The 20158-nt window shown below is 48.1% G+C and carries 20 protein-coding genes and 2 pseudogenes; 3 read left to right on the top strand and 19 right to left on the bottom strand.

The genetic code is table 11. From position 1 onward, the window contains the following. Nucleotides 1-4: 4 nt before the first annotated feature. Genes Q1B11_RS17145 through Q1B11_RS17155 form a run of 3 tightly spaced genes read right to left on the bottom strand, consistent with a single transcriptional unit; the run spans nucleotide 5 to nucleotide 3135 of the window. Nucleotides 5-1081 (bottom strand): phosphotransferase family protein, encoded by a 1077-nt coding sequence (locus Q1B11_RS17145; protein ID WP_299734667.1) that lies wholly within the window; start codon nucleotides 1079-1081, stop codon nucleotides 5-7. Continuing rightward, nucleotides 1078-1899 carry an SDR family oxidoreductase gene (locus Q1B11_RS17150; protein ID WP_299734670.1) on the bottom strand — a complete coding sequence of 274 codons (822 nt, stop codon included), beginning with the start codon at nucleotides 1897-1899 and terminating at the stop codon, nucleotides 1078-1080. The genes Q1B11_RS17145 and Q1B11_RS17150 overlap by 4 nt, the downstream gene beginning before the upstream one ends. Before the next feature lie 3 nt (nucleotides 1900-1902). Next, complete coding sequence (locus tag Q1B11_RS17155) at nucleotides 1903-3135, bottom strand: acyl-CoA dehydrogenase family protein (protein WP_299734672.1); 1233 nt, start codon at nucleotides 3133-3135, stop codon at nucleotides 1903-1905. A 284-nt stretch (nucleotides 3136-3419) separates the two neighbouring features. On the opposite strand from Q1B11_RS17155, the gene Q1B11_RS17160 reads away from it, so the two are divergent. Next, entirely contained in the window at nucleotides 3420-4367 is a 948-nt protein-coding gene (locus Q1B11_RS17160; RefSeq protein ID WP_299734674.1) for a LysR family transcriptional regulator, read from the top strand. Between the two features lie 99 nt (nucleotides 4368-4466). Further along, nucleotides 4467-6707, top strand: coding sequence for a hypothetical protein (locus Q1B11_RS17165; RefSeq protein ID WP_299734676.1), 2241 nt, complete (start codon nucleotides 4467-4469; stop codon nucleotides 6705-6707). A 463-nt stretch (nucleotides 6708-7170) separates the two neighbouring features. Here the strand turns inward: Q1B11_RS17165 and Q1B11_RS17170 are convergent, their stop codons facing one another. The 5 genes from Q1B11_RS17170 to Q1B11_RS17190 form a co-directional block, all read right to left on the bottom strand. After that, nucleotides 7171-7338 (bottom strand): hypothetical protein, encoded by a 168-nt coding sequence (locus Q1B11_RS17170; protein ID WP_299734678.1) that lies wholly within the window; start codon nucleotides 7336-7338, stop codon nucleotides 7171-7173. Nucleotides 7339-7379: 41 nt separating this feature from the next. Continuing rightward, on the bottom strand, nucleotides 7380-7637 hold the full coding sequence (locus Q1B11_RS17175) for a hypothetical protein (protein ID WP_299734680.1): 258 nt from the start codon (nucleotides 7635-7637) through the stop codon (nucleotides 7380-7382). 46 nt (nucleotides 7638-7683) lie between these two features. Then, complete coding sequence (locus Q1B11_RS17180) at nucleotides 7684-9135, bottom strand: O-antigen ligase family protein (protein WP_299734682.1); 1452 nt, start codon at nucleotides 9133-9135, stop codon at nucleotides 7684-7686. A 403-nt stretch (nucleotides 9136-9538) separates the two neighbouring features. Then, nucleotides 9539-9979 carry a pilin gene (locus Q1B11_RS17185; protein WP_299734684.1) on the bottom strand — a complete coding sequence of 147 codons (441 nt, stop codon included), beginning with the start codon at nucleotides 9977-9979 and terminating at the stop codon, nucleotides 9539-9541. Between the two features lie 1003 nt (nucleotides 9980-10982). Next, complete coding sequence (locus Q1B11_RS17190) at nucleotides 10983-11141, bottom strand: hypothetical protein (RefSeq protein WP_299734686.1); 159 nt, start codon at nucleotides 11139-11141, stop codon at nucleotides 10983-10985. A gap of 173 nt (nucleotides 11142-11314) precedes the next feature. Here Q1B11_RS17190 and Q1B11_RS17195 point away from each other — a divergent pair, with 173 nt between their 5' ends. Beyond that, nucleotides 11315-11878, top strand: a complete 564-nt coding sequence (locus Q1B11_RS17195; RefSeq protein ID WP_299734687.1) for a RimK/LysX family protein — start codon at nucleotides 11315-11317, stop codon at nucleotides 11876-11878. Nucleotides 11879-11935: 57 nt separating this feature from the next. Here Q1B11_RS17195 and Q1B11_RS17200 read toward each other — a convergent pair whose 3' ends face one another. The 11 genes and pseudogenes from Q1B11_RS17200 to Q1B11_RS17250 form a co-directional block, all read right to left on the bottom strand. Beyond that, complete coding sequence (locus Q1B11_RS17200) at nucleotides 11936-12301, bottom strand: VanZ family protein (protein WP_299734689.1); 366 nt, start codon at nucleotides 12299-12301, stop codon at nucleotides 11936-11938. Nucleotides 12302-12403: 102 nt separating this feature from the next. Beyond that, nucleotides 12404-12529 (bottom strand): hypothetical protein, encoded by a 126-nt coding sequence (locus tag Q1B11_RS17205; RefSeq protein WP_299734691.1) that lies wholly within the window; start codon nucleotides 12527-12529, stop codon nucleotides 12404-12406. Further along, nucleotides 12519-13553, bottom strand: a complete 1035-nt coding sequence (locus Q1B11_RS17210) for a type IV toxin-antitoxin system AbiEi family antitoxin (protein WP_299734693.1) — start codon at nucleotides 13551-13553, stop codon at nucleotides 12519-12521. Before Q1B11_RS17210 ends, Q1B11_RS17205 begins: the two co-directional genes overlap by 11 nt. 518 nt (nucleotides 13554-14071) lie before the next feature. After that, a complete protein-coding gene (locus tag Q1B11_RS17215; protein ID WP_299734695.1) occupies nucleotides 14072-14377 on the bottom strand; it encodes a hypothetical protein in 306 nt (101 codons plus the stop codon). An 18-nt stretch (nucleotides 14378-14395) separates the two neighbouring features. After that, on the bottom strand, nucleotides 14396-14728 hold the full coding sequence (locus Q1B11_RS17220; RefSeq protein WP_299734697.1) for a hypothetical protein: 333 nt from the start codon (nucleotides 14726-14728) through the stop codon (nucleotides 14396-14398). A gap of 126 nt (nucleotides 14729-14854) precedes the next feature. Then, entirely contained in the window at nucleotides 14855-15682 is an 828-nt protein-coding gene (galU, locus tag Q1B11_RS17225; RefSeq protein WP_299734699.1) for a UTP--glucose-1-phosphate uridylyltransferase GalU, read from the bottom strand. Nucleotides 15683-15860: 178 nt separating this feature from the next. Further along, nucleotides 15861-16307: pseudogene (locus tag Q1B11_RS17230) on the bottom strand (sugar phosphate nucleotidyltransferase); the annotation flags it as partial. 178 nt (nucleotides 16308-16485) lie between these two features. After that, nucleotides 16486-16932 (bottom strand): annotated as a pseudogene (locus tag Q1B11_RS17235) (sugar phosphate nucleotidyltransferase); the annotation flags it as partial. 133 nt (nucleotides 16933-17065) lie between these two features. After that, nucleotides 17066-17683: a hypothetical protein gene (locus Q1B11_RS17240; RefSeq protein WP_299734701.1), complete on the bottom strand. Its 618-nt coding sequence runs from the start codon at nucleotides 17681-17683 to the stop codon at nucleotides 17066-17068. Nucleotides 17684-17823: 140 nt separating this feature from the next. Continuing rightward, nucleotides 17824-18552: a CpsB/CapC family capsule biosynthesis tyrosine phosphatase gene (locus Q1B11_RS17245; protein ID WP_299734703.1), complete on the bottom strand. Its 729-nt coding sequence runs from the start codon at nucleotides 18550-18552 to the stop codon at nucleotides 17824-17826. Nucleotides 18553-18676: 124 nt separating this feature from the next. After that, complete coding sequence (locus Q1B11_RS17250; RefSeq protein ID WP_299734705.1) at nucleotides 18677-20080, bottom strand: O-antigen ligase family protein; 1404 nt, start codon at nucleotides 20078-20080, stop codon at nucleotides 18677-18679. Nucleotides 20081-20158 lie beyond the last annotated feature (78 nt).

Genomic DNA, 20158 nt, shown 5'->3' on the forward strand with positions numbered 1-20158 from the left:
GTTATTAGAGTCCAGACTCACCCATCAACCGCAAACAGCGCTGCTCAAGATACGTAATCGCCATCGGGAACATAGCAAACCGCTGGTCTTTCGTTTGCCCGTGATGAAAACGGTAGTAAATCTGCTGCATAATCACCGCCAGCCGGAACAAGCCATAGACTTCGTAGAAATCAAACGACGTCAGTTCAATACCATTCTGTTCGCAGTACCAATCCACCACTTCCTTTCTGGTCAGCATACCGGGAATATCCGTTGGTTGCCGACGGAACATCTGCATCTGCGGTTCATCACCTGCCTCAATCCAGTAAGCAAGGCTGTTTCCGAGATCCATCAATGGATCACCCAGGGTGCACATTTCCCAATCCAGCACGCCAATCACTTCCATGGGGTTATCCGGATTCAACACCACATTATCAAACCGAAAGTCGTTATGGATTAAACAGCTACCAATATCTTCCGGCTGCCGATCATCCAGCCAATCCATTACGGTTTCAAAGTCCGGAACATTGTCGGTTTTTGCCTTACGAAAACGGCCACTCCAACCTTCAATCTGCCGGCGTACATAACCTGTACCTTTACCTAACGAGGTCAGCCCGGCTTTCTCAATATCCACATTATGCAGCTCACTGAACTTCTGCAGCACATTCATGCACAACTGCAAGCCATCCTGCTCACTGAGCTTCAAGTCTTTAGGCAAGTCCGTCCGGGGAATAATGCCTTCCAGTCGCTCCATTAAATAGAAGTCACACCCCAACACATCTTGATCTTCGCAAAAAGCAATCATGGCTGGTACAGGGTAATGACCCTGAAGTGCCGACATCACTCGGAATTCCCGGCTCATATCATGGGCAGAGGCAATCTTTGCACCAAACGGCGGCCGTCTTAGAATCCACTCCTGATCCCCCATAGACACCAAATACGTCAAGTTAGAAGCACCACCAGGAAACTGACGTATAGCCAACTCGCCCTGCAGTTCAGGAAATAGATTCTGCAAATAGGTATTCAGCACCTGTTTATCCAGCTCTTCACCGGGGCGAATGTCTTTGGGTTGATCGACCATCGTTGTACTTCCCTGGCTCATACTTCAACTCCCTGCTTTCGTAGATTCTTTTTATAACCACGACTCACCAGCCCTTTGAATAATGAAGGGAAGTGACGCTTCAGCCGCCAAAGCCAACGACCTTCTTTATGGGGAAGAACGTAGAATGTCTTATTTTGTACTGCTTTGAAGATATCCTCGGCAACATCGTCGGCCGTCACACTGGAGCTGGACAACAACTTATCCACCACCTTTTTCATATGAGCATCACCAGAACGGAATGACTCCCCAAGATTGGTTTGAAAAAAGGCCGGACACACGACAGAGGTATTAACACCAAAAGGTTCCAGCTCAACCCTCAGGGTTTCAGAAAGGCCAACAACCGCACTCTTGGTCGCGTTATAGCTGGACATCATGGGCGCATTCACTAATCCGGCAAGAGAAGCAATATTGACTATGTGCCCTGCTTTTTGCTGTTTAAACACCGGCGTGATCGACTTGCAACCCCGGGCAACGCCCAGCAGGTTGATATCAATCACCCACTGCCAATCTTCTATGGAGGTAGTTTCTATGCGACCACCAGAAGCAACCCCCGCGTTATTGACCAGAACATCAATATGCCCCCAGCGCTGAACGGCACTGGTAATCATTCCATCGACATCGGCATCACTTCGTACGTCACAATGCTGGTAATAAGCATCAACACCCAGAGACTTCAATGTCTCAACGGTTCGATCGCCCCGTTCCTGATTAATATCCGCCACGCACACCGCGTAACCCGCCCGGGCAAAACGTTTGCAAGTCGCTTCTCCCAGGCCACTGGCTCCACCGGTCACAACAATGGTTTTCAATGAAGCCATGGTTTAGCCCTTCTTATTATTCAAATGACGATACTTCATCAGCTCAAACTTGGCGATAAGACCACGATGCACTTCATCAGGCCCATCCGCAAGACGCAATACCCGCGCCATCGCCAGCATCCGAGTGAGCGGGAAGTCATCAGAAAGACCACCGCCGCCGTGCATTTGAATCGCTGCATCCACCACCTGCTGAGCAACGTTGGGTGCCACCACTTTAATCTGAGAGACTTCGCTCATGGCGCCAGAGATGCCTTTGGTATCCATCAGCCAGGCAGCCTTATGAGTTAACAGTCGTGCCTGTTCAATACCAATACGTGCGTTGGCGATGACATCCGGATTACCATTTAACTTAACCAGTGGTTTGCCAAACGCCGTCCGTTCCAACCCCCGCTCACAAAGCAGTTTCAGTGCCTTTTCAGCAGAACCAATTAAGCGCATGCAATGATGAATACGCCCCGGACCAAGACGTCCCTGGGCAATTTCAAAACCTCTTCCTGGCCCACCGATAAAAGCAGACAACGGAAGCCTTACATTAGTAAACGACACTTCACCATGACCAAACGGCGCATCATAGTCGCCCATCACACTGAGCATGCGCTCAATGTTAATTCCCGGGGTATCCAGCGGTACCAAAACCATGGCATGACGACTGTGGCGATCGGCTTCCGGATTCGAAATCCCCATAAAAATAACAAACTTACAATTCGGATGACCAATGCCGCTGCTCCACCACTTGCGACCATTCAAGACAATTTCATCACCTTCAACAATACACGTGGCTTCCATATTCGTTGCATCACTGGATGCCACGTCTGGTTCCGTCATACAAAAAGCAGAACGAATCTCTCCGGCCAGCAACGGTTTTAACCACTGTTCTTTTTGTGCTTCACTGCCGTATTTCCAGAGTACTTCTGAGTTGCCGGTATCCGGCGCATTACAGTTGAACACTTCCGGAGCCATTAAGCTCCAGCCAGTGGCTTCTGCCAGCGGTGCATATTCTGCATTGGTTAGCCCGGCGCCCCACTCATCACAGGGCAAAAATAAATTCCACAATCCTTCACTGCGCGCCTGTCGTTTTAAATCTTCAACCATCTCTGGTTGTTGCCAGTCTTTATGATCTGCGGATGAGGATAGTGCCCGGTAGTATTCATCTTCCGCCGGCAGTACTTTGTCGTTCATAAACGCGGTTATGCGCTTAAGGTAATCCTGCCCCTTGGCGGAATTGGAAAAATCCATGGTTGCTCTCTTATTTGTTATTGTTGTTCTTAGGATTGCTCCTGAAATAACTTCCACGATTCAATTAACGTTACCCGTTACCCGTTGTCCGTTGTCCGTTGTCCGTTGTCCGAAAAAGCTTAGCCACTCGCGCTTTTACGGACTACGGACAACGGTTAACGGACCACGTAAATTAAAATGTGGATCATATTTCGGGACAGTTCCTTATTAGTCGTTGCTCACCATCCTGAGGCAGATGATAATCACGATCAAATGAATAGTTTTGATTAGTAACTATAAATATTATGCATATATCAAAGCTCGATCTGAATTTACTGAGGGTGCTTGAAGCCATCGCTTCAGTAGGCTCTATTACGGGTGCGGCAAAAAAACTGAACCTCACCCAGCCGGCGGTCAGTCATGCACTCAACCGGCTTAGGGAACAGCTTGAAGACCCGCTATTTCTTCGCGAAGGCCGAGGGCTGCAACCTTCCCCTTATACCCGGGAAATCCTGCCGCAACTGCGCGTGGTGCTTGGCGATCTGGAACGTGTTCTGGCGCCCGGACAGCACTTCAACCCATTAAAAAGTCAACAGTCGTTTACCCTGGCCATTCACAGGGCAATGGAATCCGTGGTGTTACCGCCACTGATGAAATCATTACAACAACAAGCGCCTGAAGTATCCATCCAGAGTGTGAAACTTAGTCGATACACGATTGAACAGGAGTTACGATCAGGCGCTGTCGATCTGGCGGTGGACGTGTTACTCCCGGTGGGCGAACAGATCGAATACACACTGTTGCAGAAAACCCCCATGGTGGTGGTCACGCGCAAAGACCATTCACGGATTACCGAGAATTTGACCATGGATGGTTATTTGCAGGAAAAACACATATTAGTGTCGTCTCGCAGAGAAGGGCTCGGCTATGAGGATCAACAGTTAGCCAGTCTGGAAAAAAGGCGCACTATCGCGCTCAGGCTGAGGGACTATCAGGTGGCCTGCCAGGTGGTGTCCAGTTCAGATCTGCTGCTCACACTGCCTCAGAACTATGCACGACAATTATCTTCTGATTTGGGATTGCAGATATTGCCATTACCTTATGAGCTACCATCCGTCAGTGCCTACCTTTACTGGTGCAATTTCCGCAGAACCTCACCAGCCCTGCTCTGGCTCAGAGAGACGCTGCTGCATTTACAGGCAGGCTTGACCGCTTCAAACAGACGGCACCAAGCGGTGACTAATCCATATTAATAAAGGAACTTTCCCTGATCACAATAGTCCAAGATTCTTACAGTTCTCACTACTCATTGGGTTGATGAGCCTGACGTACATAAGAATGGGGGCTGTAGTATGATTGTTGAGAAATCCGCTCACTCGACATTACCCCTTGTTGCAACGCAAGGAGACCGCACCCTGCGTGCATGGAGATCCATTCCTGCTGACCTAAATATACTCAAGAAGGTGCCAGCTCTACCCCATTCACCGGCAGAGTCTTTTGTTCATGCGCGTTCCGTTTCACTTAACGATGACCAGGCGTTTTCTCCTTCGACATACTTTGATGTAGCGTCTAAGACTTTTACCTCTCAGGCACCAACTAACACCACTAAGGATTATGAAAGATTAATCTTTGGGCCAGGCAACTCTGTCACAAGCCCCGATATCGATAAATCTGACCATTTTCAAGATGCAGCATTTATGAATTACCGCATCTTGTATGAGCGTCGTAAAATATCTGACGTCGATCTTCATACACTCCAGTCAAGAACACCGTGCCCAAAATCATGCACGCCGTATATGCAGCGATCAGAACTGTGCCTGCAATGTGAAAATACACAGGTGGAATGCCCTGGCTGCCTGACGCAAAAACCGGCTATTTCCTTTTTCTGGAGCAACACTTCTTTCAAGTGCGTTGAGTGCGTAACGCCAGAGCACGATCAATTTGGCACCAGAAATCTCCCACCACCAACCGTCAACAAAGAAAAAGTGTTGCAGGGGAATGCCTGTGCTTACGACAGCCAACAATCGTATTTACGTCAGGCGTTAAGACACGCATGCCCATTCATTGATGAGCCATTGGCAGCCAAACTGGCAAGCTTAAGTACAACGGAATTCAGCAGATTTACAAATCTATCAGACAAAGCGTTAGCTGAACTATCCAAGACTGACCAAAATACCGAACACAATAAGGGTGCCCTTTGTGAGCAACTTTTAACTCTGGAAAAAGACATTGCCTACGCTTTCAATTATGGCAACGACTATCCAAACCCAGACCAAGCGCCCATAGACCACCTTGCAGACAATATTGAGCAGCTTTGTGAAAAAGGCCACATCCCTATCAAGAGTACCTTTTGCGAAGGATTGTGCATGTTACTCATTCAGGCTCACCTGTCAGATCCCGAAAATGGCTTCACTCACTTTGCAAGAAACCTAGGCCTGCTGAGTCACCCCTGGTATCAGCATTTTCGCTATGAACCTGACAGTAATCTTGGCGTTGAGATAAACAAGAGTTTCTCTCAATACAAAGCGTTTCTAATCAGTGAACAGCAGAAAAACAAATCTGGTGGCCTCGCTGATATGGATGACCTGAAAAAAGCTAACCCTCGTGCTTACCATTTTATGGAAGCCAGAGCTTTTCTGGATGCACTATTATTCTTTCATCGTCGTATACCTGTCGACCGACAAGGCATCGATCACATTCCAAAAATTAAACGGCTCTCGGCTAAAAACTGGTATGAACAGTGCTTCTCTCTCATGCCCCCGATGAACTGTCATGCTGATGATGTGGCGAGTGATAGCAACTCTTTAATCGAGCCTTTAATCGAACCTCCAATCACACAAATACTCTTGCACACATTCAAGAGTACACCGCCCGATATTCTCCGCATCCTTGATCTCATTGCTGCATGCCCCGGTATATACACCATGGTCAGTAGCGGCGTCTCTGCGGAAATGAGATATACCGACAGCTACCTATCTCTGGAAGCTCAAAACACAAACACAGCATCTAAAACGGAAAGGCAGACAACTTTCCAAGTAAGACACGTAACCGCCATATGGTCTGACGCAAAAAAAATCACCCTCTTTGACAGCTGTACACCAAACTACTTCACTCAGTGCGCCACTGAAGACAGGCGTCATCTCATAGAACAGATTATGTGGAGTACTTATGGGGACAAATTAATATCTCCAGACTGTTTTCTACATGCCTGGGAGAAAAATGACAAAGGGCAGATGCATAAAAGGCAGAAGCAGCTTATCACTCAAATCAGTCACCAGCTGTATTCAAAGCTCGAAACAACGTTAAATGTAGTAATGGACGCTTTAAAAAATATGCCCAATACAGAGCTTAATCTGGCCATCCATTCTACAGCGCTAAATGCAATACCACGGTTACCAACAATAATAGAAAAGGTTTTCTGGAAGACGCTGAATGGTGATAGCTGGGAGGTGGTCAATAACACTGCGCTAGAAGACTGGCTCTGTATTTTTCATGATCAGAACCAAACGATGAAAGGTCACCTGAATAACTTTTATCACTCTCAAATCGAAGAAATGATTAAAGACATACATAGCCGGAATCAGGAGTCTTGATTCTCCGTAAACCGGTGAAAGGGTGAAAGGGTGAAAGGGTGAAAGGGTGAAAGGGTGAAAGGGTGAAAGGGTGAAAGGGTGAAAGGGTGACCTTGCCACCAGTTTTAAGGTGGGATTGAGTTGCCGTCCCTGGCGGCAGAAATTATACGTCAATGGATACATATAAAGCCACCGGAAATCATTCCTCATCCTTGGCTCATGCCTTGTCAGTGTGCACAAAACTGACAATACTTTCTGGCAAGCCGTTTGCTATCAAGAAGCCTATGAGGGTGTCGCAAAGCTCTCAACCAACTCGTTCCCATGCTCCAGAGGGTGTCACAAAACTCCAAACATCTCGTTCCCATGCTTTTATGCCCTTTGGGTATTGCGTGGGAATGCATACCCTTGAATTTTCAAATGGTTAGAAATATGGATTCCCACGCACAGCATGGGAACCAGGGCTGGAGGGTTTCACGACAACCTCTTATGAGCGCTGGGTATCTTCTTTCTCGATCATCTCTGCCAAAATGGCCTGATTCTGCACCACCATGATTTCACGGTAATCGCAGGCCAGCTGGAAGGCATCGTCGCCCCAGCGCACCCATGAGAAATCTTTGAACCGGCTTTTTGCCTTGCCCTGGGTATAGTCCATCCAATTGACTCGCCAGCCAACCTGTTGATGCTGGCCTTCTCTTAATAAATAGCCAGTGACGAGACGCCGGGCACTTTGGATTTATTGCTTTTATGGGCATTGGTGTGGGTTTTGCGGCGACCGAGGCGCACAGAGGTTGGCAGGCTGCGTTCGTGTTCGATGGCTGCCCGCAGGGCGGCTTCGTAGGAACCGTATTGAGCAACGGTAAAATAGACGGCACTGCCATGCTTTCCGCCAAGCCAGACTTTTACGTGGGCGGTTTCGTAGTTGATGCTGATTCGGTCGGGGAGTTTTTCCATTAATGCCTCCGGGATATAAATATCAACCACCCAAAATAAAACCGGACTATTTATATGCTTCCAGCCTTTCTCTCATTTCGGCCAATAACTTACGGTCATCGAGACTCAACAAAGACTTCCACTTCATGGCAGTATCCATAAGAGCGACCACCTCATCTATATCCCCCTTGGTCAACCAGTAATCAAACATACTTTGAATGGCGTGGATATTGCCAGGGTTTAACTTAAGTGCTTGTTGATAATATTCCTCTGGAGTTTTTTCTTCATCGCTGTGCGTATCCAAGCCAAGCGCAATAGCCTGCTCTATAAGAAACCCCTGGCGCCAGTAATAGTCAGAATCGTAAGGGTAGTCCTGCATCAGGCTCTTACCTATGCGAAAACTCACCTCAAACATAGCCTGCCGCTGTCTTTCCGGTGCTGACGATAGGCCGAAAAACAACTGATTAAACAGCAGCATATTAGCCGCCTGATTATCTGGATCCACTGTCAGAATGTTCTGAGCAAATTCTGGTGATTCATTCCAGGCTTCAGGTATCGGGAAATGCCCAACATGCAACAAAGCCTTACGAGAAACTGCAAGTACGCTCAGAGAGAGCACCATAATCATCATGATACACGGCACAATAAAGGTCAGCTTACGATAATGAAGAGCAGGAACTTTTAGATAACCTAGCTGGCGGGCAAGCAATACTGTACGAGCTAACACCACACCAACAATAATCTGAATACTTAATACATAGAAAACATAATTCAGAATCGCATGGGCAGAGAGCGCCATGGCAATGGCAATATAAGACAGCAGTTCTTTATATTCTGCTCGCTGCCGCTCAATCACTTCGTTTTTTTCGAAGAAAACTTTGAAACCCAGCCAGCCATAAAACATAACATAAGCCAGTAACAATCCGAGCAATAGTGGGCCACCCTCCAGCAACAGCTGTAGGTAATCATTGTGGGCAAATACACCAGAACTACCATACTCGTATCGTACAGCGGGATATAGGTTAGCAAACGTGCCAAGACCATACCCCATTAAAGGCATACTCTTAATCAGCTCCCAGGTTGCACCCCAGATATAGGTTCTGGAATTCAGGTGAGACAGATCATCCAATCCACGCACCAAGCTTCCATCGCCAAACCATACAGGCAACAACGCCACCAAAGCAAAAGCAAATAATGATAGAAGCCCCACTGTGACCAGTGTTTTTCTGGAATACAACGGCTTAAACATTGAAAGCACTATAATACCTCCAAAGGCTCCCAACCAAGCTGCGGTACCGCTTCTGGAGTTACTGGCAAAAAAAGCAATCAAAATCAGGAAGAGAACACTGTTTATTATAATTAGCCGGCCTTTAGTTTGAGCGTCTGCCATGGATAGTAATAGAAAAAATGCCAGATATTGGGTAATGGCGTAAACATTGGCATCCAGCATCTGTCCATCAATTCGGCTCAGAGTAACAGAGAAGTGCCAGATCCCCAGTAAACTGGTTAACAAAATCATGGTGATAATGGCCAAGCGGTATTGTGGCCAATGAGACTGGTATTCGGTGCTGGTAAAAAGCCAGAATGAGGCAGAGCCTATCAAGAACCCGGCTATGATTAGCAGGCTCCATTCGGTATTGATGGAAGAGTAATAATTGGTTAGTAAGAGTAAAGAGAAGCCAACAAGGGGTAACACTGAAAGTTTGTTGCTGTTATTTATGGTGAAGCACAGTAGAGCTATCGACAAAGTTGAGATAACCAGTAGGTCGATTGTATTACCGTTATAAAAAAGGGAAGACAGCAGAGCAAGGCTGAACAAAAACAAGCGAATAGAACACTTCATAGGGTATATTAGCTATTAATTCGCTTTTATTGGCAAAATAAACCTAAATTCCCACGCTAAGCGTGGGAACGAGATAAAATTAATTACAAATAGATGGCAACAAATCTGAAGGGACGGTAGTTCCTGTCGCTCCATTCTGAACACAATTGAACTGACCACTGCTGCTAAAAGTAAAAGCTAAGGTAGCACCTGTAATTCTATCACTAACCGACCCAGCACCCTTAAAGGTTGCCATATAAGATCCTGCAATACTGCCATTATCGGCAATAGAAGCTACGTAGGTTCCTGAGTCTGTAATATTATCAAGGATTGCGGATGAGTTGATAGTTGGAAAAGTTCCTGTAACTGAATAATGCTCCAACACAGGGCTTTTCAGCCCCCCAAGCAATGAAACAGCCTCAGACACCTGTGAACGCGCAATATAATTCTGATACTGCGGAATAGCCACAGCCGCCAAAATACCAATGATCGCTACAACGATCATCAATTCAATCAGCGTAAAACCTTGTTGTTTTTTCATTATTTTGTCCCCCCGGGAACATCAGTATAAAGATAATTTGTATGCTTTTTATTGCAGGGCATACACCCTTTAACCACCCGACCCTGGGTACTGCTGTCTCATCCTGAGACGTATATTCCACTAACCGCTTTTGGTTATCATCTATGCAGCCCCGCAGAATACGAAAAAAGTACCATAGTTTGATGTGGCTCACAATATCGAAACTTGCTACTTGCCACTAAAGATTCGCATCGGTAGGCTGGCTTGTTGATTTTCAGATCAGATAGTGATCGGTATCGCGACTAAACGACATATATCGTTAATATGTCAGCGGCGATGACAGTACATTTTTTCTTGCTGATGCGTTGTGACTCCCGTCAACATTTTCAACATTGCGAATGTGCGGCAGGTTGTCCAGCTTGGTCATGTCGTCGCAAAGCACGGCGGCTTAGCAATACATCCCGCAAGATAACCCATGACTGATTTGCTCTTTTCGTTACGATACGGCGACAGCTTTTGTCCACAAACGAAGGCTGCCGCCGGCACTATCCTCCCCGGGAGGGTGTCGGCACCTTTCTCTTCTTTTTGTGCCTTGCTTTGCCATTTTTATTGGCTGCCTATTCCAGATTCACCCTCGCATCTTGAGCCTATTTATAGCGTGATACTGTGAAATAATATTATGACACTCTGTAATTGGGCGTCGATGTGGTAGCCATCAAATCCGTTGAAATGAATAAAGGTATTCTGAACACCTCCGTTAGTCTTTATGTCTGGCTCTATCATCCGTGGGCAGTGCACTAATACCAATTCTGCTTTTAAATTATGGGCTGCGCAGCCATTTTGGGTGACTGGATCAGCGTTGAAGTTCCTCGCCATAGCTACGGCTATGACTCGTCTCTTCGCCTTGCCCAGTCACCCAAAATAACTTGCTCACTCCACAATTTAAAAGCGCCATTGGTATAAGTCGGATAATCACCGCCCTGACGAGCGACAAATTTCCCACAGATTCTGCCAGAGCATCGGTTTAAGCACTCCAACCCGCTCCGCTTTTTGACGGTTTTCTGGAAGCCATCCGATGAACATTGGCAACTGTCGCACCCGTTCGACCTCCAGTCAGCCCACCATCACAACCATCAAACCACCACATACAGTGAGTAAATAGATTTCGGGATGTAATATCCATGCCATTCTCTAAATAGGGTGTCGAGCAAGTTATTTTGGACTGCTGGACAAGACGGAATGACGAGTAATAGCAGCGCTATTGCGAGGAATTCCAACGAAGCACCAGCGGTTCAAAATAGCTGCGCAGAACCTGTTTAGAGAATGGCATGGGTATAAATCTTCATGGAGGAAGATATGTTGTATTCTCCGAAGCTGCGCCATGGAATGGCGGCGGCTGGTTTAACACTGCTATTGGCGTACCCGCCATTTTCTCAGCCAAGCTCATCACCCCATGATCAACAATGCCGGGTTGGCGATCGTTACCTGTTCGGCTACCTGGAAACGGTGACCGGCATCGATAACCAGTTCGATACTCAACTCACCGCACTGGTTGACTCTGGCTCCACCACTTCATCGATGGATGCCCGGGATATCACCGTTCGCAGAATGCCTAACGGGACTGACTGGGTACGTTTCACGCTGCTGACGGATCGAGATGGACAGGGTAAAGAAGTCACTTTGGTTAAACCCATTGAACGGTTTATCAACGTCATCACTCACTCCGGCCCACCGGACCGCCGCCCGGTGATTGAAGCCACGATTGAGTTGAACAATATCAACGTCACCACGGAATTCAGCCTGACCTCCCGGGCACAGTTTCCGCAAAGCATTCTACTGGGGAGAAATACACTGGATGAATTAGCGGTGATCGATACTTCCCGGAACTTCCTGTTGGATCAATGCCTGGTGTCTCGATAACCCGATTTCAGAGATGGCGAAGCGTTTCAAGTTCTGTTGATGCTGTGGAGGCACGACTTAACCCGTGCCCTCCATCATGCACCAACCAAGGTAGATCATTATTCCTGCTCCGTTAGCCAGAAGATCACCAAAGCTGAAATAGCGATGTTTGGTGAAACCCTGGCAAACTTCAATGCCAATCCCAAGCACAAACAGGCTAACCGGTTTCCACCAGACGATATTGGCGGAGGGCCATGCCAAATCCAGCAGGGCAAATAACACCATAAAGGTGATGGCGTGTTTCACCTTGTCGTTGATAAACCGACTCGGATCGTAACGATGGGGAATTAATGCCATAAACAGAGCAAAGGCAATAGCAACCAAGAGCAGGCAAATTCTTGCCAGATCGGGTAGTGCTTGTAGGTCGGCGAATACTGTTTCCATACATTCCTTTTTTGACGCCTACCGCTGCCTGCTCCCCGTCCCCGTAAAAGCAAAAGCGTCTGGCTTTTTCGGGAAGCGGAAAACGGGCGGCGGGCAGCGTTCTCAATGATCCCGTGCCATGGCTCCAACCACCAGCATTTCCATACCCAAAGCATCAGTCTGCCGCCGAAGCTCCGTGTAAAGCTGAACCATACCTGCGGCTATTTTTCCCGTTAGATCAATGGGCATATTTATCATAAAGTCGTTCTGCCACTTCCAGGTTTCTCGGTTCAGCGGTCGCAATTAACTCCGCCATGGCAACCATTGGATGAACAAAGGCTCTCTCAGGCTGCAGCCACTCAGTCCAAAAGGGCTGGTAAAGGTCAACCTTCCTCTGTATATACTCACCAGGTTTCGGTTTTCGCAACCTCAGTGCCCACATAACCTCCTTCATCGCATCTTTGGTCACATAAACAGTCACATCTTTAGGGTTAATGTATTGGGTGTAATGCTCTGCTGCGACTTCTCCACCCCACCAGCCACCAAAGTCTTTCAAATCGATGGATTCACGGGTAAGAGCCATATCGGTGGTAAAGGTACCAATATGCTGCTTACGCTGCAGTAATGGAAATGCCTCGATCCACTTATCCATTAATCCACGCCGGTCAAGAATGGTTCTACCGCTTCCTTTACTGGCATTCATAAACCCCTGCCCGACCAGGTCGTCCAATACGTGCCCAATAGCACCCAGAGAAACACCCGCCTGCTCCGCTATGGTGCGATAAGGTTGATTAAGCAGCGCCGGGTTCTCCAACAGCGCAAAGATGACTTTTAGCCCGGCAAACTTGAATGCCTTACCTGGCCTTTCGCTGCTGCCAGTGACTTCAGGCTTAAGCCCCTGCACATAAACAAACAGCGAAGGCTGATTGATATAGGCATTACCCACCGTATCCAGAAACTGGACTCCGGCCTCTCTGAGGGTATTTGCTGTTTTGGACGTAATATACTGCGCGACCAGAAGGCTGCGCTGAGGGTCTGGCATCTGTTTCAGGCGATGAATCACGGCTCCGGTATTACCCTGAATCACCCGAGACTTCAGTCCGACATCCAACGTAATACCGGTTGGCAATCGTACTGTGGCGTCCACCTCTGGGGGCATTTTATCCCTTGTAGAGGTCACAATAGACAGCTCCTGCGTTGTCAGCTGCTGGTAAGCCGCTATCGCCTGCTCCAGCACCCAGGCCTCCTGAGCAACATTGTCTTTAGCCGCCATGGTTACGCCGCTCCTTATCTTGACCATGTTCATAATATTAGCACGTTCACAAAACATGAACACTTTAAAATAATGAACAGATATTTTAAGCTGATCTAAAGGCCGACTTAGAGTCATTTTTGGTTTATCTGTTCATAATTACAACACGTTCAAAATAAATGAACAGATAAATATTATGAACAAAAGAGCGACCTGTGAGACACATACCAGGCCAGTAACAGAGAACTTCCCTCCACGCACCTTTTCAGCACAGCCAACGGATAGCTATGACCAAAAGGTTACCTTGATGGAAAAGGAGGCGATTCTTGTCAGTGAATATGTAAAACAGCTGGAAATAAAAGCGGGCTATGAGCAGGAGCAAGCCCGAGAGGTAGCCTGGAAGGCTTGGTACAAAATACCCCGAGGCTGTGATGATTGGCGCTCAGATGATCAAATGGTGGAGTGCATCAATCATAGAATGAGTGCCAGAAGGGCGTTTGATCAGCGGTGGGCGGTGGGCGGTGGGCGGTGGGCAAGATTTAAAAAGGCTCCTTCAAATCATTATCCAAGAACATCAGGGCATCTTGATCTTCACTTTCTTCAGTGAGCAACAACCCATCGTCCGGCTGCATATATTCCCAGAGTTCATTCTGGTGCAGCCAGATTGGGTCGGCACTGCGAATCAGGGCTTCCCTCTGCTCATATTCTTCAACAGACTCCTGTCGTTTTATTCGTTTTTGCTTACCGTTAATAAAAATCCATTGGTACTTCTTCTGGCGTTCTGCCTTGGCGGCCTTGCGGATTCTTTTCTGTTCAGGCGTTAATTTCTTCTTTGCCTTGGGCAATGGCACAACCTCCGATCTCTATAACAGGGCAGGCTCAGAAAGTGATAAGCGTTCCTTCTCCAGTACCTTAATACGCCGCTTCATCTTACGAATTTCACGGTCAATGTCATCTTGTCGTTTTTTGAGTCGTTGCTGATTGACGTAGTCTTCCCCAAATAACTCCAGTACAAAGGCTTCAATTTCAAATCTGACGACCTTGTAGTAAGGATTGCCATGGACATACGCAATTTGATAATTGAGTTTCCCCGCTTTTATTGCCTGAATGATATCCTGTTCAGGCAGAGCAAACTCTTTAGCGGCATTTTTGTGGCTCAGGGTAGCGCCTGGTGCAGTCCATTGGATATCCGGCATCGGTTCAAACCTTAATAAAGCGAACACAACTATAGTTGATGCCTACGGTTACGTATTTACGTTTCCCGCTGCCCGTAAAAGCAAAAGCGTCTGGCTTTTTCGGGAAGCGGAAAACGGGCAGCGTTCTTAATGCCCGTAAAGCTTATCGTAACAGTAGTTGGTCGCCTCGATAAAACCTTCAATGCTGCCGCAATCGAACCGTCTTCCCTTGAATTTGTAAGCCAGCACACAACCTTGTTGTGCCTGCGTTAACAACGCATCTGTGATTTGGATCTCACCGCCCTTGCCCGGTTCCGTATTTCTGATCACATTGAAAATATCCGGGGTTAGAATGTAGCGACCAATGATCGCTAGGTTGCTGGGAGCATCTTCTCTGGCGGGTTTCTCCACCATGTTTTCCACACGGATAAGGTCATCCGAAATGGTCTGCCCGGCAATCACGCCGTATTTGTTCACTTCACTTTCCGGCACTTCCATCACGGCCACAATAGAGCAGCGAAACTGTTTATAGAGCTGCGCCATCTGTGCCAACACGCCGGGGCCATCGGGATTAATGCACAGGTCATCGGCCAGTACCACGCCAAAAGGTTGGTCGCCAATCAACGATTCGCCGCTGAGAATGGCATGGCCTAACCCTTTCATCTCCCGCTGACGAGTGTAGGAGAATGAACATTCGTTAATCAGCTGTCGTATATTGGTGAGCAGCGACTCTTTATCGGTACCGGCGATCTGATGCTCCAACTCGTAGTTGGCATCAAAATGATCTTCCAGGGCGCGCTTGCCCCGACCAGTCACCATGCAGATATCCTGCATCCCCGCTTGCAGGGCTTCTTCCACCCCGTATTCAATCAGCGGTTTGGACACCACCGGCATCATCTCTTTGGGCATGCTTTTGGTGGCAGGGAGGAAGCGAGTGCCGTAACCGGCAGCGGGGAAAAGACATTTTTTTAGCATGTGTTGTACTTGAGTGGTGGGTAGATTTTTTTCTGAACCACAATACCCTGAAGGGCACAAGAGGCACAAAGGCACAAAGAAAAGCTTTTTGTCTTTTCCTTCGTGTCTTTGTGTCTTTGTGGTTCCAATGCTTTTAAGGCAGCGGATATTGCTTCTCAATCCACCGCACCCGATGGGGATAAAGCTTCGCCATCTGTGCCAACACGCCGGGGCCATCGGGATTAATGCATAGATCATCGGCCAGCACCACGCCAAAGGGTTGGTCGCCAATCAACGATTCACCGCTGAGAATGGCATGGCCTAAGCCTTTCATCTCCCGCTGACGAGTGTAGGAGAACGAACACTCGTTAATCAACTGTCGTATATTTGTGAGCAGCGATTCTTTATCGGTACCGGCGATCTGATGCTCCAACTCGTAGTTGGCATCAAAATGATCTTCCAGGGCACGTTTGCCCCGACCAGTCACCATGCAGATATCCTGCATCCCCGCTTGCAGGGCTTCTTCCACCCCGTATTCAATCAGCGGTTTAGACACCACCGGCATCATCTCTTTGGGCATACTTTTGGTGGCAGGGAGAAAGCGAGTGCCGTAACCGGCAGCGGGGAAAAGACATTTTTTTAGCATGTGTTGTACTTGAGTGGTGGGTAGATTTTTTTCTGAACCACAATACCCTGAAGGGCACAAGAGGCACAAAGACAGAAAGAAAAGCTTTTTGTCTTTTCCTTCGTGTCTTTGTGTCTTTGTGGTTCCAATGCTTTTAAGGCAGCGGATATTGCTTCTCAATCCACCGCACCCGATGGGGATAAAGCTGCGCCATCTGTGCCAACACGCCGGGGCCATCGGGATTAATGCACAGATCATCGGCCAGCACCACGCCAAAGGGTTGGTCGCCAATCAACGATTCACCGCTGAGAATGGCATGGCCTAAGCCTTTCATCTCCCGTTGGCGGGTGTAGGAGAACGAACACTCGTTAATCAACTGTCGTATATTGGTGAGCAGCGATTCTTTATCGGTACCGGCGATCTGATGCTCCAACTCGTAGTTGGCATCAAAATGATCTTCCAGGGCGCGTTTACCCCGACCAGTCACCATGCAGATATCCTGCATCCCCGCTTGCAGGGCTTCTTCCACCCCGTATTCAATCAGCGGTTTGGAGACCACCGGCATCATCTCTTTGGGCATGCTTTTGGTGGCAGGGAGGAAGCGAGTGCCGTAACCGGCAGCGGGGAAAAGACATTTTTTTAGCATGTGTTGTACTTGAGTGGTGGGTAGATTTTTTTCTGAACCACAATACCCTGAAGGGCACAAGAGGCACAAAGACAGAAAGAAAAGCTTTTTGTCTTTTCCTTCGTGTCTTTGTGTCTTTGTGGTTCCAATGCTTTTAAGGCAGCGGATATTGCTTCTCAATCCACCGCACCCGATGGGGATAAAGCTTCGCCAACCGCTGCTGGCTGTTATCCAACGTCAGCTGAAGCGGTTCGCTTAACCATCCGCGATAATACCTGCCGAGAATAGTGGCGTTTTCCATCACCGCCTGTTCCCAGGGGCCGAGTTGATCGGCACGGAACAGCGCCGCCTCAAACTGCTTATCTATCAACGAACGTTGGGAGCGCGCCTGTGCATAACTGCTCCAGCTGTAAGGCCAGGCGGGGCGTTGCAGAATGGATTGCTGCCATGCGGCCAGCTCCATGGGTTCTTCGGTTTCAGAGATTGCCCAACCTTTCTGTACTCCCCAATTCAGAACCCTGGCTCGCATCTCCATTAACTCTGGTGAGTTTGGCATTTTGTCCAGAGCGTTATCAGCACCGGCCAAGGTGATCAGCCACTGTTGTTTATCCACAGCAAAGCCAGGATCATCTTTTGTTTCTGCTGCCCAGAAATCCAGAAAGTCCACAGTCTGTGAACGCCAGATCTCCGACTGAATCAGATTCCATCCGGTATTCAATGCAACTGCCAGTAAGATCATGCAGGGCAGTGTTATCAGCCATTTCTTGTACACCGTGCTTGCTTCCCTTTAAAAGCTTTTCACCACAAAGGCACAAAGACACCAAGGAAAAGCGTTTGTTTGTAAAAGCTTTACTCTTACTTATCTTTTGCTTTTCTTTGTGTCTTTGTGCCTTTGTGGTTCAAAAAAATCCATCACCCCGCAAAGAGCGAAAACGTCAAAAGATCCGGATTGGTCAACGTCAACCGATCCCGTACATCTTTCCCATACCAACCATCCAGCACATCAGCAGCTGCTTTCATAGCCGGTGGTCGTCGTTTAGCGTGATGAGCATCGGATGCCACAAACTGCACCAACTCATGGTCGAGTAACCAGCGAGCCGTGGTCTGAGCTTTTTCACCAAAGAATCCGGGGATGCAACCGGCAGTCACCTGCAGCAATGCGCCGCGCTCCACCAATGGCAGAACCCGGTCCGGGTAGGCCATCAATTCTTTATTCCGCTCCGGGTGAGCAATCACTGCTCGAATCTTCTGTTTCTCAAGCCACTCCAACATATGTTCTATGCCCATGGGGATATTCTGGTGCGGCATCTCCAGCAATAAACAATCGTAACCCTCCCACTGGCCAATCATGGGAATGCGTTTATTGCGCAGCTGGAACATCATCTCATCGCTGAAGCGCACTTCTGCGGCCATGGCCAACTGCACACCGATTTCTGCGTCACTGGCCTGCTTAACCAAATCATCAAACGCCGGTTTAATGGTAGTGATGTCGTTATCGTAACGACCGGGGTGCATATGAGGCGTACAGACCAACCGCTGAATACCATCAGCTTCTGCCTGCCACAGCAACTCCAAGGCCTGTTCCAGAGTATCGGGGCCATCGTCGATGGCGGGGATAATATGGTTATGAATATCTATCATTTTTTAAAAGCTTTTCACCACAAAGGCACAAAGACACAAAGAAAAGCAAAAGACGGGTAAGGGCAACGCTCTTACAAACGCTTTTCCTTCGTGCCTTTGTGTCTTTGTGGTTCAAAAATAATCTTTATTGTCGCACCTTACCCACAGGTGTCGGCATATAACGGGCCAGAAGAGCCAACGCCATCATCACCACAAAATACACCGCATTAGAAGGAATCTGCAGATTAAAATCCACCGATGAGTGAATCATAATCGCCAGCATTCCCATAAAGGCGGTAAAGCCCATGCCGATCATCAACCGGCTGCGGCGCAGGCGCATGGCTTGAATGGCATGCCAGGCAGCGGTGAGCACCATCAGTGCCAGAATCACATAAGCCGGAATACCAAACTCCAACGGAAACTGCAGAAAATCAATATGGGCCAGGTCGTAAAAGCCCCGCCAACTGCCATCATGATAAGCAGGTAATGTCGTGTAGTACGAGCCGCCACCGGAACCGGTCAAACCATAATCACCAATAGCGTCCAGCGTGACGGTTGCCACATTGGGTCGGGTTTCCCGTTCTATGGCGGTTTGCTCAAGGCGTTCCACCACTTCTTCCAAACCGAACCACTGGCTAACGATCGCAGTATCAATCACCAGCAAACTGACAAACAGCACAATCATGCCCCGGCTTAACTGTTTACGACAGATAACGTACAAAAAACCGGTCATCATCAAACTGGAGAAAAACGCCGTATTACCCATACGCGAACGGGAAAGCACCAAACCAATCACCATAATCGCCAGCCCGGTTCGCAGAATGACTTTGTTGCTCATCAGCGTTTTCAGAGTGCGATGCAGCCATTCCCGCCAGTTTTCCGAAGGGCGATCATTGAGCTGGGCGATCAACAACCCCATACCCACCGCCAACGTCATCTCCATACACCCGGCAAAACTGTTGCGGTTCACAAAGGTACCGGTGGCCACGCCGAAATAGGAAGTCTTATCCCGAAACAGCAGTGTTTCCAAACCCGACAGCGTACTCAACGAACCAAACACCGCCTGAAAAATACCGGAAATCACCAGCACCCAGGCAAAGGTTCGCAACTTCTCCGGCTTATCGATCAGCAGCAGACAGAGGCAAAACAATAAATAGTAAGCCAGCGTCAGCAATGCTGTAATCAATGTGGAAAAGGGATCAATAGAGAGGGAAATCAACTCCGGCAGGGGCAAACCCAATGCCAGATAGGCCTGAGAATGAATATCCCAGGCAAGGGGAGAAAGTGCCTTAACCCAATCCGCAGGCAACGGCAGTTGTTGTATAAACAACCAGCTGGTCACCAGAATAAAACCAACGTGAAACCAGCGGGCTTTCTGAAAGGCCAACGTCACCGGCAGCCGATTCAGGCCATAACCCAGCAACCAGAACAACGCCAGCCCATAGGCCAGCATCATCAAAATACCCATCGCCCACTCGGGTTTGCTGCCTTCGGGTAATGGCAGCCAGAACATCACCGCCAACAGCGGCCAAAACAATATTTTTTTCATTTTTTTGGCTCTTCAGGGATATCTGTGGGTAAAAAATGAACTGATTTAATGAAAAAAAGCACCAGCGATCAATTTCTG

Origin of the sequence: uncultured Endozoicomonas sp., assembly GCF_947495845.1 — a bacterium.
GTDB lineage: Bacteria > Pseudomonadota > Gammaproteobacteria > Pseudomonadales > Endozoicomonadaceae > Endozoicomonas.